This is a genomic window from Shewanella sp. KT0246 (assembly GCF_019654955.1).
GTDB lineage: Bacteria > Pseudomonadota > Gammaproteobacteria > Enterobacterales > Shewanellaceae > Shewanella > Shewanella goraebulensis.
Map to the genome: position 1 here is coordinate 1 of NZ_BPEV01000032.1, position 15,915 is coordinate 15,915.

The window sequence follows — 15,915 nt, forward strand, 5'->3', positions numbered from 1 at the left end:
ATAGCGTCTACTAGGCCGATAAATAACAGCTGGCGTCTATAATTTTTTTCGCAAACGATTGATTTTAAATACACAAAATTTTAATCGAAAAAAAAATCAAATTAGTTGTATCTTTTTTGAACTATTTTCTCAGGTGACAGTCTTATTTAGTAAGACAGTGTGATTTCACTTTCATCATCTCCCTGGGACTTCTAGCGCGGTCCCCTTGATCTCAAAGTGGATCGATAGGCAATCATTTGATTGCCTTTTTTTATGGCTGTTTTTCTTTTGCTATCACGTTTTATCATTCCCTTTGGAAACATGGATTACTAGGACATCCACCGTTTTAGCGTATTTAATGCAGGCAAGCCATTTGGTTATTTTTCTCAGAGATGGGAATTAGCATCATTGATTTAGCCGTTATGACGGGCTTAGAGACACCAGCTTAATAGGAAATTAAATAAATTTGATCTTTTTTATAAAAAATTTGAACCTTTCTGAAAAGCGTGACTCTGAGTAATGTAGCAAGTTGATAATGTCGATTTACTTTAAAACGAATAACCCCTTCATCACGGTTTATTCAAAGTTAATAAACATATCAACATGGTCTCATCAACCAATGCTAATCGAATTAGTTTTAAGACTTTTTCTTTGTTTTAAAGTTTCATCATCATCCCCCACATTTGGGAACGTATCGATAAGCTAGCGCAACTTTGATACATGTCCCGCAAGAGATACTTCTGGCAACCCGTTGGGTTGCCATTTTTTTTGCGTTCGATTTATCGTAAATCAGTCTCTGCCATTTTGGTAAAACGCCAAGCTGCTCTTCCTGTAAAAAGCTAAGCTGATTTTAAAGTTACAGTGCCAAAGGTGAATATCAGAAACAGAAACGGACAACGACTGCATAGCAATCTATTGATAGCTGAGAGATGGCGATGTGAAAGTAGATGCTATCGAAAAAGCGTTTACAGAAGTGTGACAAAAAATGAAAAGAAATAATCAACAGCAGCTTGAAGAGCTGATTACAAACGAGTTGACTCACAAGCCGTTAAAAAAGCCTATTCAATGATAAGAACAAACGACTTTTCAAAAAGCTCTTTTTAAAATAATGACTAAAAATTAAATTTTTTATCGAGCACATTGAACCTTTCTAAACAATGATACTCATAGTAACTGTAGCGAGTTGATAATGATTTAAACGACTTACTGTTTACAGTAAATCAAGACATTATCTAAGGTTAACTAGCCCTTCATCACGGCAACTTAATTATCGCTAAAAGAATTAGTTTAAAACGGTTTTATTGTTTTTCATTAATTGTTCATCATCATCCCCCTTATTTGGGAACGAGTTAATACGCTAGCGCATTATTAGCCATGTCCCGCAGAGATACTTCTGGCAACCCTTTGGGTTGCCATTTTTTTGAGTTCAATTTCGATATTTCACTTACGCTTAACTTCAGTCACAGTTAACTTTAGCCCCGCTCAAGCTTAGATACAGCCATGCTCATAGCCACACTCAAAAAATAAATTGAAAAAAAGATCATTTTTTATCGATCTGATTGAACCTTTTATAAGGTGGATACTCATAGTAACTGTAGCAAGTTGATAATGTTTAAATGACTTACCGTTTTTGACTGTATCTCATTACAATTTCAACGGTTAACTTGCCCTTCATCACGGCAAACTAATCATCGCTAACCGAATTAGTTTTAGACTTTTTCATTGTGTTTCCTGTAAACGTTCATCATCATCCCCCCTATTTGGGAACGTATCGATAAGCTAGCGCAACTTTGATACATGTCCCGCAGAGATACTTCTGGCAACCCATTGGGTTGCCATTTTTTTTACCTCCCACTCATGCAACTCAAACTTAAATACATAATATCTGTATAGCCATAAGCGCAATCTCGGACGTTTATGAATAAGCTTGAACGACTTTAAAAACAAGAAAGTTGAGGGTTGAGGGTTGAGGGCTAAGAGTGAATTGATGAAGAGATATAGCTAAAACCGTCACTTAAATCATTTAGTACGGCATAAATTAGCTTAGGAGAAAGTATTAGTATTAAACTGAATAAATAAATCGAAAAAAAAGATCATTTTTTATCGAATCGATTGAACCTTTTCCAAGGTAGGTACTCATAGTAACTGTAGCGAGTTGATAATGACTTAAACGACTTACTGTTTCAGTGAATCAAAACATTATCTAAAGTTAACTAGCCCTTCATCACGGCAACTTAATTATCGCTTAAAGAATTAGTTTAAAGCGTTTTGTAGTTTTTCATTAATTGTTCATCATCATCCCCCTTATTTGGGAACGAGTTAATACGCTAGCGCATTATTAGCCATGTCCCGCAGAGATACTTCTGGCAACCCATTGGGTTGCCATTTTTTTATCTTTAAATTTGCTAGTACCATTAAATTAACCACTACTAGTGATTTAAATTCAATCTTTAAATATCAGGTCTAACTGCACTTGTAGTGAAGGATGGTAGCCAGCTCTAGCTTGCTCAAAAATTGTTGTTGCTTGAGTTCGGTAACCCGCTATTAGTAGTTCGCTATAAAGAGGCTTAACAAACTTAGCTCGGCCAATATTGGTGAGAAATTCTGCTACTTTTGGTAACACGATTTCATATTGATTTTTGATCGCAACTCTAAACCAATCACATGCGAGTTCAGCGTTTTGGCTGTTAGTAAAATCAAATGCCATATCAAGATCTTTTAATTGCACTTGGCTTAAGGTAAAAGGCAGTTGAGTGATGAAATATTGCCAATGATGTACTCGCCAGTTCGTCACGTTAAGCTTCGCGGCATTGACTCCCTCACCAAACTGCTTCAAAGCAAATTTTACCTTATCAAGACTGGTTGAAGTTGGCCCAATAAACCACTCAGGTAACCCCTCACCATAAACCCAAATCATTAACTCTGACTCGCTGATTACTGAACTATGTTGGGTGAGTAACGTTTGCTTTGCATACTTAACGAAGTCTTCCGTGGTAATTGCTTCAAATTTGAAATGCTCAACATAATCAAATAAAAACTTATCGAAAGCTTCGCGACCTAACCGCGACTCTAATTCATGGACAAACATCGATGCTTTATCGTAAGTAAATCGATTAAATGAGTCGTTGGCATCTTGATCTTGTACATTAGCTGGAAGAGTTTGCGACGCTAATGGCATTGACTGCATTTCTTCTTGTAGGCGCCCATACTCAATCACCCATTCAAGTTCTGCCTGCTCTTTGCCATATATTTTCTCAACTAACCGATTAGTAAAATAAGTGGTAAAACCTTCATTAAGCCATAAATCGCGCCAAGTGGCATTACTGACTAAATTACCCGTCCAAGAATGAGCGAGTTCGTGAGCAACGGTCGACACTAAGCTTTTATCACCAGCAATTAAAGTTGGTGTTATAAAGGCTAATCGCGGGTTCTCCATTCCGCCAAATGGGAAACTTGGTGGCAATACAATCATATCGTAACGTCCCCATGGGTAAGGCCCAAGTAAAGACTCTGCAGCTACAATCATTGATTCAGTATCTTCAAATTCTTTGAGCGCTTTTTCAAGCATCGCTGGCTCTGTGTAAATTGCGCAGCGCTCGCTCACTTCACCATAGGCAAGATCGCCTACCGCAAGTGCGAGCAAATGCGTTGGAATCGGCTTCTCCATTTCAAAGTTAAACAAACCATCTCGCGGCATTTCAGCAGAATTGGCGGCACTCATCACCGCCCTCAACCCGTTATTAACTTTAATTGACGCACTGAAAGTAATTCTGGCTTTCGGAGTGTCTTGTAGCGGGATCCAACTGCGAGCATTTACAGGCTGAGATTGACTAAACAAATAAGGAGACTGTTTTCCTAAGGTTTGTGCTGGTGTTAACCACTGTAACCCTTGTGCATCCTTGGAGGTATAATAGTTAACTACAACCTCAGTGAGCTCACTACCAACTTCAATTATGATCATTTCGCCCTGAAGTTCATTAACATGCTGCTGGGTAAATTCAAGCTGACGGCCACTTGTATCAGTGATACTAGCAATGTTTAAGCGGCGACCATCCAAAATTAATTGAGTTGAAGTGGTAATGCGGTTAAACAATAGATTAACTGAACCTTGTAGCTGCTGTTTATCAAAGTCTACGTCTAAGGTAAGTGCCATATGATGCACTTTCATTTCGTTAGTATTCGCTAAAGAATGGTAATCGGTATTGAAATCAAATTGTTCAGCCACAACAGTTCCTTATAAGTATTATTCTGCTGCTATTTTAGCTTAATATCTTGGCTTCATCGAGTGTAAGCTTGAGTGGATTTCAGACACAAAAAAGCCTCACGAATGAGGCTTAATAAATCAGATAAATCTAGGCTTTTATCACTTCAGTAATTAAAGCTTGATACCTGCTTTTTCTAGGTCTTTAGCAACTACACTGCGTGGTAGTGGTACATAACCGTCTTTTTCTACAATTTGCTGACCTTGCTTAGATAACACGTAACGGATGAACTCGCGATCCATTGGTGATAAATCTTTGTTAGGGTGCTTATTGATGTAAACGTATAGGTAACGTGATAATGGGTAAGTACCATTCGCAGCGTTAGCAGCTGTTGCATCAATATATTTAGTGCCTTTCTTAGAAATAGCTACCGCTTTAACACCTGCAGTCTTGTAACCGATTCCAGAGTAACCGATAGCGTTAAGGCCTTGAGAAACAGACTGAACTACTGACGCAGAACCTGGTTGCTCATTAACGTTTGCTTTGAAGTCACCTTTACAAAGTGCTTTCTTTTTGAAGTAACCGTAAGTACCAGATACTGAGTTACGACCGTATAACTGAATGTCTTTCTTAGACCAGTTTCCCTCTAGCCCAACATCAGCCCAGCGAGTAACGTCATCGCCACCACATTTTTTAGTAGACGAGAAAATTGCATCGATTTGTTCGATGCTTAAACCTTCAATTGGGTTATCTTTATGTACGAAAACCGCTAATGCATCGATTGCTACACGAATTGCCGTTGGTTGGTAACCGTAATGCTTTTCAAATGCTTCAATTTCGTTAGGCTTCATTTGACGGCTCATAGGACCGAATTGTGAAGTACCTTCAGTCAAAGCCGGTGGTGCAGTAGAAGAACCAGCAGCTTGAATTTGGATATTTACATTAGGGTAAATGTGTTTGAAATCTTCAGCCCATAACGTCATCATGTTTGCTAACGTGTCTGAACCAACTGATGACAAGTTACCTGAAACACCACTTGTCTTTTCATATACAGGTAATGTTTTATCAATTGCTGCCATCGATGTTGCTGAAAAAACACCAGCTGCTGCAAAGGCGATAGTGCCAACTAGCTGTTTAAGTTTCATTGTAATGCTCCGGTATTATTAGCGTTGTTATTTAAGACACGCTCAGTATCAATCGCTTCAATGACAAGTCTATGACTAATATGTGACAGTTGTATGACAATCAACATTTTAAACAATTAAGAAACAAACCCACCAAACGCTGTGACACATAACAAAAAGCAAATTAAATCAGACAAATAACCCTACTTGACACAGTAAAAAACATAGAACATATAGTGGCATAACCACAAAACCATGACAGCTAGTTTTCGTTTAAATTAAAACCTACGGCCGAAACCTACAATGACATGCTGCCAATTTAAGAAACCGTATTCAGCATAAAAATTCCATTCATTCTTAGGGCCAAAGTCATAATTGACACTAAAAGACATGTTTTTAGTTTCTTTTTTAGCAAGGTCTATATCAAACTTTACCTCTTCCATCAAAGGTTCAAGCTCTGTCCCAATAAAGGAGTAATCACCTGTCACATTCTGATTAACACTCTGATGGCTAAATGCTAAAAACCAAGCAAGTTTATCACTGCCGACATCAAAACGTTGCCCGACCCTAATTGAAGCAAGTTTGGTTTTAATAACACTGTCAGTGGTATCTGTATGGGCTTTTACTATCGCCCCAACCGCCATAATAATTACCGGTGTATCACCGATTAACGGATCGATTTGCCCAGCAAGCACTGTACCGATCCCATAATTTTTAGCAGTGTATTCAATAGGGATAGGCAAAACGATGCCATTACAGGCCTCGTCACAAGGTAAACCTTCAACATTATCAAGTTTAGCCTTGATGTTTTTACTGCCTTCAGTATATCCAAGCAAACCATAAACATTCCAAAATGGTAGTATCCATGCATCAATTTTTAGCTGTACACTTCTGTCAGTACCAGTAATGCTGACATCCTCCGCTGGTACGACATAGTCGTTTGGCCCTCTAAAGCCTAAAAGTCCACCATCGACCTGAACTTGAAAGTCATTTACCGCGATATAGTCAGCGTCAATATTGTTATAAAAAAGGCTTACCCCCACAGGAATGGGTAGCTCATGACCGCGCTCTGTAGCTTTATCGGCCATTAATGGTAAACCACTCCAATGAACCGGTTTAGTTTGTTGTTCTACCAGTTCTTTGACATCATTTTCAGCCCAAGAAGACAAACTAATAGTAATGAGTAGTATAAAACCACTTATGTTTCGAGAGTAATTAGCCATATATCCGAGACCATAATGAAAGTGAAAGAAGGTCAGGTTTAGAAACTGACTTATAGTAGAGTAGCAGTCTTATATAGAGGAGCTGTCTTATCTAGAGGAATAACCTTGATACATATTGTAAAACATATTAATTAAACTGGAGAAGTACTTAAGCAATCATTAAATCAAGGATGTTAAGCCCATCACACCGAACAGGGCTGAAATATTCCACCCAACAAAAAAGCCAACCCAATGAAATTGAATTGACTTTGTTAATAGAACTTTCACGCAAACGTTTTACATCTTATTTTAGCTTTTTTTTACCACTAAATGGGTTGGAATGATAAAGCTAAAACAACTGCCCTTTTCAAGCTCACTGCTGATGCTTAATTCACTGTAGTGATGGTTCAACGCATGCTTAACAATCGCTAAACCTAAGCCACTACCACCAGTTTTACTTGAACGGGCATTATCAACTCGATAAAAGCGCTCTGTCAGTCTATTAATATGCTGCGGCGCAATACCAAGACCAGTATCTGTCACACTAAACCTAGCCCCAGTCGATACGGTTTCCCATCTTATTGAAATTTTGCCACCAGGTTCTGTATAGCGAATAGCGTTAGAAATTAAGTTGGTACACGCGCTGCGAAGCTGCACTTCATTACCATGACAATCTAAGTTATCTTCAGCATAAAAGCTGAGCTCGTACTGATCTAATGCTAATGCTGATGCTTCATCTTTTAAGATATCAAGCATCACTCGCATATTAATGGTTTGTTCAAGGTCGATGTCAGCACCATCTTCAATACGAGATAAAGCAAGTAGTTGCTCTACCATTGATTGCATGCGCCGAGTTTGCTGCTGCATTAGGTTCAATGGTTTGTGATTCATGCTGTCTGGCTCTTCCATACTTTGCATGATCTCTAAGTAACCTTGAATCACAGTTAGCGGCGTTTTAAGTTCATGAGAGACATTTGCCACAAACTCTTTACGCATGCCTTCTAGCTGATTAATTCGAGTAACATCTCTTGCAATAAGCAGTAACTGCCTATCACCGTAACTCATCAAGCGAATTTCTAATAACCGTTGTTCAGAAACTGGAGACGCAAGTTCAAGTGGCTCTTTAAACTCGCCTTTTTTTAGATAATCAGAAAAGTCTGGATGGCGAATTAGATTATCTATTCGCTGACCATTATCCTGCGGCCAAACGAAACCTAAAATCAACTGTGCTAGTTTATTACACCAAAGAATATTGTGCTCAGAATCGAGAACCACAGCAGCATCAGGAAGCGCTTCAGCACCTTGTCTAAACCGGCTGAGCAGTGACGCTAATTGGCCTACACGACGACGGTTTTTTCCCTGAAGGCGATAGATACCGTTAAAGATCCCTTCCCAGCTGCCAGTACCTTGAGGCGGAGTTAACTTTCTATCTTTCCAAAGCCAGAAATTGAGACGACTTATTTGACGATAATGCCAACCTAAAAGTAAAACACTGCCAACAATAATGGCAAAAGAGACTTGCTCAATGATAACGCCGATGAGAGCAAAAACTAGCAGTATTCCAACGAGGCGTAGGAGCAACCGGGATCCTGAATAAGATCGAAACATAAGCGGCCTAATAATTAATGAAAATAATCTCTTAGCGGATATTTAACTAATTGTCGGTAGAAATAATGGCTCACAAGATAGCTTAAAATGATGACACTGACTATAGCCGACTGTTAAAAAAACTGCTGAATAAATGTGACAACGAAACAACACTTCCTGTATGTATCATTTATAAACAATCTGATTCAGCAGTCTTTCATTCGCGGTCTAATGAGCGATTACATTCTGGTTGAAAAACGGTATCCCGCCCCGCGCACAGTCTGAATTAGCTTATCATGGCCAGAGTCTTCAACGGCTTTACGTAAGCGACGAATATGTACATCTACAGTTCTGTCTTCAACATAGACGTTTGTGCCCCAAACGTTATCTAATAGCTGCTCACGGCTATAAACACGCTCTGGATGTGTCATAAAAAAATGCAGTAGTCTAAATTCTGTCGGCCCCATATCAAGGACTGATTCACCCACCGAGACGCGATGACTCACAGGATCAAGTAGTAATCCTTGTACATCAATCGTTTCTTCTAAACGTGTTGGTGCACTGCGACGTAATACCGCTTTAATACGTGCAACCAGCTCCTTAGGTGAGAAAGGTTTAGTGATGTAATCGTCAGCACCGACTTCTAAGCCTTTTACCTTATCTTCCTCCTCACCACGTGCGGTGAGCATGATAATAGGAATTTGACGTGTAAACTCATCTTGCTTTAAACGCTTCGCTAATTGTATACCACTGCCACCAGGGAACATCCAATCCAACAGAATCAAGTCTGGATAAGGTTCTTGCAGTAGGTCTATCGCTGAATCAAAATCTTCAGCAGCAGATGTGGTAAAACCGTGTTGTTCCATAACAAAGGTCAGCATCTCTCTGATCGCTGATTCATCTTCTACAATTAAAATCTTAGCTGTCATAATAGTTTCTGTGATTAATTTGCCGCATGGGTATTATTGGTCAGTTTTATTACAGAAATATGATCTTAGGGCTAATAAAACCTACAAAATCATATTTTTGTCATAAATCTATCATGTTTTAGCTTAGGTCATTGGTTTAAAAACACACAAAGGAGACATACGCCTCCTTTGTGATACTACTTTATTCAAATTAAATCGTTATGAATAACGACTCAATTTAGAATTTGTGTTCGATACCAACAGCGAAGTAGCTTTCATCAATTGAGATATCAATCATTTCGCCATCATCTTCTTCCACTGTACCCATTGAAGTACGGTCAGTGTAGAAAGCGAATAGTTTAGTAGGCTTACCTAATGAATAATCGGCACCAATTGACCATGAATCACCTTTATCTTCCATGTCTTGGTATTGTGCTTTCAACGTCACTTGTTGAATTTTGTAAGCTGCACTTAGTAAGTAACCATCAATGCTTTCTCCGCCATCAACAGCTTCTTCTTGTTGGTACATACCACCTAGTACGAAACCAGCAATTTTACCCTGAACAGTACCACGAACAATATCGTAACCAGCGACTTCTGAATCATAGGCAATGGCTGCGTAAACGGGTGTACTCTTAAGGCCTGAATCACCGTACATAGCCGCAAGACTGAAGCCATCATTTTCTTCTTGCTTGCTATCGCCTTCAGCTGCGTAAGTCACGCCCACTTGGAAATCACCAAACTTAGGTGTTAAGTATGTTGCTGTTTGCGCTAGACGGTTTTCGCCTTTGAATAGCGCCTTTAAATCACCTGAGTAATCGTTGAATTGGTCAACTTTACCTTGTGACTTTTTAAGCATTGTATCGTTACGACCTACAGCAAAAGAACCAAAGTTACCTTTTAAACCAACGAATTGGTTACGTGCTGTGAAGTTATCAGAGCTTGAGTTACCCGTATCAACTTGGTACTCGATTGTGTAGAACGCTTCTAAAGAGTCGCTTAATTCGAATCCACCTTTAACACCAAAACGAGACGCATTACTTTGAATTTCTGTAACTGAACCATCGCCATCATCATTCGACTGAACAGTAACATTTAACTTACCGTATACTTCAAGTGGTTCAGCAGCGTGTGCAGTTGAAAGCGTAGCAGCGGTAATAGCTGAAGCAACTAGAGTTTTATAAAAAGCGTTCATCATTATCATCCTTTAGACATAATTTATTGGTGTTCTACACCTAGTTTTTGCTGCTATTTGGTTGGAACTAACAGATTACTGCTAACCAATAGCTTGGGAACGAGGCGAATTCTGCACGTCTTTTGTTGCAGAAATATTTCAATTCGTTATTTTTATTTAGCGAAAGCTAAATTAAACACACAAAAAAACAAACAAGTCATTGTAAAATAAAGGGAATAATGCATATTTAGCAAATATGACAGTTTAATGAATTCTGTTATTGCAACAATCTTTGATCATTAATCTGATGGTTTACCCCAGCGCTGTGATACCGTAAACTGCATTTTTAATTTTGATGAGCGCCTTATATGTGGTTTAAAAATCTCACCCTTTATCGTTTCAACAAGCCTTTCACTACCGATACCGAGGCACTCGAAACAGCTTTAGAAGACTTCACCTTTTCTCCTTGCTCAAGCCAAGACATCAGCAAGTTTGGCTTCTCTAATGCATTAGGCAAAAAAGGCCAAGCCTTAGTTCACAGCGCCGAAAACCGTCACTTAATCTGTGTAACCAAAGAAGAAAAGATAATTCCAGGTCAAGTCATCAAGGAAGCCATTGATGAAAAAGTGGCGATGATTGAAGATCAAGAAAGTCGCAAAGTCACTAAGAAAGAAAAAGACGCGATGAAAGAAGAGATAACCATGACATTGCTACCACGAGCATTTTCTCGTCGAAGCCAAACTCATGCGCTTATCATGCCTGAACTCGAAATGATCCTTGTGGACAGCTCAAGTGCAGCAAAAGCTGAAGAGCTATTGGCTTTATTACGTAAAGCATTAGGCAGCTTGCCTGTAGTGCCTTTACACTTCACAACGCCAATTGAAACGACGTTAACTGAGTGGTTACGTAACGGCTCATCTCCACAGCCATTTGAGATGCAAGATGAAGCAGAACTTAAATCAGATTCAGATGAAGGCGGTATTGTGCGCTTTAAGCAACAAGTGCTTCAAGAAGATGAAGTCCTTGCGCATTTAGCGACAGGCAAGCAAGTGCATAAACTAGCGCTTCATTTTGGCCAATCTATTGCGTTTTTATTGCAATCAGATGCCAGCGTAAAACGCCTTAAATTCTCAGAAGAATTTAGAGCAGCGACTGATGATGTTGGTACTGAAGATCCTTTAGCAAAATTAGATGCGGATTTTGCATTGATGGGCGGCGAACTTGTAGCCTTCATCAATTCGCTTAAACAAGCACTTGGTCCAATTGAAGAAAATATTTAATTGCTGCCGCTTTTAACGTAATAGCTTGAAAATAAGCGTATAGATTAAAAAAGCCCCCACAACCTAGGTTATGGGGGCTTTTTATTAACTGAATATTCGCTAAAGCAGCTAACTTAAGAAAGCTAACTATTTGCTAAAACCACTTATTTGAGAAAGTTGCCTTCTTCATCAAATGGCCAATCAATTCCGAGCCATGCTTTTAAGAAAGCTTTTTGTTGAGTGCTAGCGTTCTCAATACCTTTAATAGATAACTCGCCTTTGGGTTGCTCATCCAATGTAATGACAATCTGCTTTAACTGATCATTATTAAACAATGACACAGTAATCTCATCACCAGGTTTAAAGTCTTCTAAACGTTTTTTAAACCCTGCAGCTGTCACTTTTAATCCATTAATGGCGACAATCTCATCTCCTGCAACCACACCGGCATTCCAAGCAGGGCTGTTACGGCTAACGTGTGCCAAAGTTAAGTCATCGTGTGCACCAGTTAATCTCAACCCGCTATATACCGTCGCTTCATCCTTTTTGCCATAGCGAATAACAAGACCAGCCTTTGCTAACATCGAATCAAAATCTAAACTAAACGGTGAAGTAATGTGTTGTTGCCACCAAGGTTGATAGTCTTTGCCTGATAAGTTTTTTAAAATACCTTTGACATCATCAACGTTATAACCCTTAGGTAATTTAAAATCGCGATACAGTTGACGATGAACATCACGGTATGAATGCGTTAACTCAGTATCACTTAGCAAACTAAAGTCTAATGATAGCGACGCTAAATAACCTTCTGAGTAGATATTAACTCCGTGGTTTATCGCGTAATCCCCACCAGTATTAGTCCACTCATTAAGGCTTGCCTCAGATACTGATTGAACTTCTCGGCCAGGTTTGTGCATGTTGCTATTCACCCGTTTAGCTAAGTCGGCAAAGAACTCCTTCGGCGTAATCACGTCTGCACGCAGCAATAACTGATTTTGAAAGTAGCTAGTAGAACCTTCGGCCATCCAAAGTAACTCAGTCATGCTAGCTTCTTGGTAATCGTAAGGTACCAAACCTTGTGGACGATATGCCTTCACATTCCATGTATGGATAAACTCATGTGAAGCCGTGCTAATAAAGCGTAAATAATCTTTGCGCTCTCTGAAATTAAAGCGAGGCAACTGAATAATCGTTGAATTTAAATGCTCTGTCGCCCCACGTGCACCACTGGTTGCATGAACCATGTATACATAACGCTCAAACGGATAGTCATCCCAAATGACGCTAGCAGTGCTACTGATTTTTGTTAAATCTTCAACAACTTGCTTAGCGTCATAATTTCCTTCACCCCAAAAAACAAGTTCATAATCTCTACCATCTGCTTCAAAGCTATAGTGAGTATTTATGCCGGTTTCAATAGGGGAATCAATAAGTACATCGTAATTGTCTGCAATAAAAGTATGAGACTTACGGCCACTTTTCATGCCAGAATGGCTATCCCACCCCTTAGGCACTTTCATTGCTACTTTGACATTATCATCTCGAAATTCTGGGCTATACATAAACACACCACTGGCATCTAGGTATGCATGGGTATTGTCAATATGGCGCACCCGAGTGCCTAAGTCATTGGCATAAAGCTGATAAGAAACGTTAACTTCTGTAGGTTTGGTTAAGTTAACTTGCCATTCGCCTGTAGCGCTGCGTTGCCAGGTTAATGGGTTTCCTTTGTTATCGGTTGCTTCAAAAAGGCGAATCCCGTCAGCTAACGGCAACACCGCATACTTTCCTGTGCGCCACACAGGTAAGTTAACAGTTAACACATCAGCGGATGATTTAGGAAAACTCACTTTTACTGTTGCTAAGTGGTGCTGTGGATGGGTTAAATCAATTTGGTAGTTTACCTCAGCAAGGCTGTTTGCTGAAAAAAATACCCCTGCAGTAAAAATAGCCAGTTTTGAGACTTTCACTCTACATTCCTTCTGTTATTATTCTTGTTATGTTTTTATGTATTGTAGTTATTTGTTTTCAATATCATACAAATTCTTTGCTGTAAGTTTACTTTTTACCAAGTGATATTATAACAAGCGCGATTGTTCGCCCACCTACTTCCAACAAAAGCTTACAAAAATAATAATAAGGTCGTCATTAACTTATGCAAAAATTGATTCTTTTCTATCACACCTTACTGTTATTAATTGTAACTTTTCCAGCTCACGCTGAGATTAACCAGCAACGTGAGATTGAGTTTATAGAAACCCCTAATATTTTGTTCGAGCGACTTTCAGCTCGTACTCAGTTTCCACTGTCATTTAATAATCGCTCTGAATTTGAAGCAGTTGCAGACTCTTTAAAATATCGCCCAGATGAGTTACAAGCAGATTTAGAGATTCTGGCGCGGCTGTTTCTGGAAACAGCGCTCAAAGCAGATGATAAAATAAATAATGCCCGTTTATTAACACAGCAACTTGAGTCTCTTGCTGAAACGCCTATGCAAGAAGCAATTATTTTACTGCTCGAAGGCAGAATAAGAGGCCTTGAGGATCAACAGTACAAACAATCGATAATTTTATTTAAAGAAGCCCTTAATAAAATAAACAATCTCAATGATACTCAGAGTTTAAATTTGCAATTTATATTGCATCAAAACTTGAGTTCCTTGCACACTTTAGTGAAACAAGACACGCAAGCCTTATATCATTACAAACGCTATCGAGAAATTGCCTACCGACTGCGTAATGATTACTTCATTGCCCTATCTGAAACAGCAATAGGCATCTATTACACTGGCCGCAATCAATTAGCTAAAGCACTGCAGCATCACAGTGAAGCTTATCGAATTTCGAATCGCTTAGACTACCCCGTCATTCAAGCGCAAACTCAATTTCAATTATCTCGTGCTTACCGTGACTTAGGTCAATGGGATGAAGCACTTAAAAACGCCAACGAAGCTGCTATCAGTTATCAAAAACTGGGGCGAGATGCATCTCAGTCTAAAGCGATGACTGTCATTGCGATGATCTACGCTAATCAAGAACAATGGAATAAAGCCATTGACTACTACCTTAATGCTCAGCAATTGGATGAAAAGCACAATAGGAGAATTAGCCAAGGGCTTAATTTCCATAATATTGGTGAAGCGTATCTTCATTTAAGTAATTACCCTTCAGCAATGAATTACCTACAAATGGCTAATGATATATTCAGAGAAAAAGGGGTCATGCATTATCTTGTTTATAATGAATTGCTATTTGCCCAAGCATTGTCTGAACAGTCATTATGGAAAGAAACAATAACCCACGGGGTCGCAGCATTAATCATAGCCGACTCAAAGCAATTACCTGATGCTCAAAAAGAAGCACTTGAATATTTAGCCAACGCATACAGAGAAGAACGTAATTACCCTGCGGCATTGGAAATGATGGACAGATTAGTCCAAATGCAACAAAGTACAGAAGAAGACCCTGTTGAAGAAACACTCTCCTCAAACTTAACTGAAGAAAAATTAAAGTTTGAAATCAATATCTATCAGCACAAACTTAGTGGTTATATTAAAAACAGTAAAGACCAGCAAATGGCTATTATTATCTTGCTTGCCGCCATCTTTATTTTATCTTTTGCCTGGCTTTATAGCTTAAAAAGGTTAAACAGTTTTAAACAACAGAAGACTTTACTCGCCACACAAGTGCTACAAGAGCCTCAAACTCAACTTAAAGGGTACCAAGGGCTACTTCACTGCATGTCTGATGAGAACTCACCTAAAACCATAGCACTGGTCAATGTTAAGCTATTAGCCGATTTAGACAATGAATTTGGACTTACAGAATCTAAAATCATCACTGAAAACTTAATCAATCAATTTGAATCACAATTAAGTTGCAAAGTTTATTTGATTAAACCCGGTGAGTTTGCATTTTGTTTTACAGACTCTTTAGCACCAGAGCAAACTTTGATTCAAATATCGGAGGTACTTTCTCATCAAGCGTTAACAATCAATAGCAATGTGCCCAACTACTCAGAGTTACATAACCTTGAATTAGATTGCATCATGGGTCACATCAATTTGCCTTTGTTGGCGAACCCGGATTTAAGACTCACCACCGAATTACAGTTTGAAACGGTACAATATGCATTGGCGGCAGCAAAAAGCATAGATATAGGCCATACTTACGTCAGTATCCGAACATTAAACTTTGCCCCAGCTGCAATCTTTTTCAAGCCTTTATATTTAAACCTAACGCATGCATTGCAAAGAGGCATTATTCGAGCTGAAACTAATAGGACTATTTCAGATATTAAATGGCCTAAAAATTAACCACAAAAGCCTCAGTTAGTTCAGCTTTTATTCAAACTGGCCGATATAAATATATAGTTAGTTGATAGCATATTAAAAGTGTGGGTTTTACTATACAATCTGTAACATTCAACTCGCTAGATGATTGAAGTTGTTAGTAATTTATTTGTTCATTTCAGGGAGCCA

Annotated in this window: 9 protein-coding genes; 2 read left to right on the forward strand and 7 right to left on the reverse strand. The window is 38.9% G+C overall.

The window, feature by feature from the left end:
* Positions 1-2,422: 2,422 nt before the first annotated feature.
* From K5Q58_RS15445 to K5Q58_RS15470, 6 genes are all read right to left on the reverse strand, one after another.
* Entirely contained in the window at positions 2,423-4,147 is a 1,725-nt protein-coding gene (locus tag K5Q58_RS15445) for a M1 family metallopeptidase (RefSeq protein WP_220754842.1), read from the reverse strand.
* Positions 4,148-4,354: 207 nt separating this feature from the next.
* On the reverse strand, positions 4,355-5,326 hold the full coding sequence (locus tag K5Q58_RS15450; RefSeq protein WP_220754804.1) for a PstS family phosphate ABC transporter substrate-binding protein: 972 nt from the start codon (positions 5,324-5,326) through the stop codon (positions 4,355-4,357).
* A gap of 257 nt (positions 5,327-5,583) precedes the next feature.
* A complete protein-coding gene (locus K5Q58_RS15455; RefSeq protein ID WP_220754805.1) occupies positions 5,584-6,528 on the reverse strand; it encodes a hypothetical protein in 945 nt (314 codons plus the stop codon).
* A 288-nt stretch (positions 6,529-6,816) separates the two neighbouring features.
* Positions 6,817-8,115: a phosphate regulon sensor histidine kinase PhoR gene (phoR, locus tag K5Q58_RS15460; RefSeq protein ID WP_220754806.1), complete on the reverse strand. Its 1,299-nt coding sequence runs from the start codon at positions 8,113-8,115 to the stop codon at positions 6,817-6,819.
* A gap of 218 nt (positions 8,116-8,333) precedes the next feature.
* Complete coding sequence (gene phoB / locus K5Q58_RS15465) at positions 8,334-9,023, reverse strand: phosphate regulon transcriptional regulator PhoB (protein ID WP_102529072.1); 690 nt, start codon at positions 9,021-9,023, stop codon at positions 8,334-8,336.
* A 217-nt stretch (positions 9,024-9,240) separates the two neighbouring features.
* On the reverse strand, positions 9,241-10,200 hold the full coding sequence (locus tag K5Q58_RS15470; protein ID WP_220754807.1) for a porin: 960 nt from the start codon (positions 10,198-10,200) through the stop codon (positions 9,241-9,243).
* A 344-nt stretch (positions 10,201-10,544) separates the two neighbouring features.
* Here K5Q58_RS15470 and rdgC point away from each other — a divergent pair, with 344 nt between their 5' ends.
* Positions 10,545-11,456, forward strand: a complete 912-nt coding sequence (gene rdgC / locus K5Q58_RS15475) for a recombination-associated protein RdgC (RefSeq protein WP_220754808.1) — start codon at positions 10,545-10,547, stop codon at positions 11,454-11,456.
* 143 nt (positions 11,457-11,599) lie between these two features.
* Here rdgC and K5Q58_RS15480 read toward each other — a convergent pair whose 3' ends face one another.
* The gene (locus K5Q58_RS15480) at positions 11,600-13,405 is read right to left on the reverse strand and encodes a M61 family metallopeptidase (RefSeq protein ID WP_220754809.1); all 1,806 of its coding nucleotides are present in this window, start codon (positions 13,403-13,405) and stop codon (positions 11,600-11,602) included.
* A gap of 185 nt (positions 13,406-13,590) precedes the next feature.
* Here K5Q58_RS15480 and K5Q58_RS15485 point away from each other — a divergent pair, with 185 nt between their 5' ends.
* Positions 13,591-15,750: a hypothetical protein gene (locus K5Q58_RS15485; RefSeq protein ID WP_220754810.1), complete on the forward strand. Its 2,160-nt coding sequence runs from the start codon at positions 13,591-13,593 to the stop codon at positions 15,748-15,750.
* The last annotated feature ends 165 nt before the right edge of the window (positions 15,751-15,915 follow it).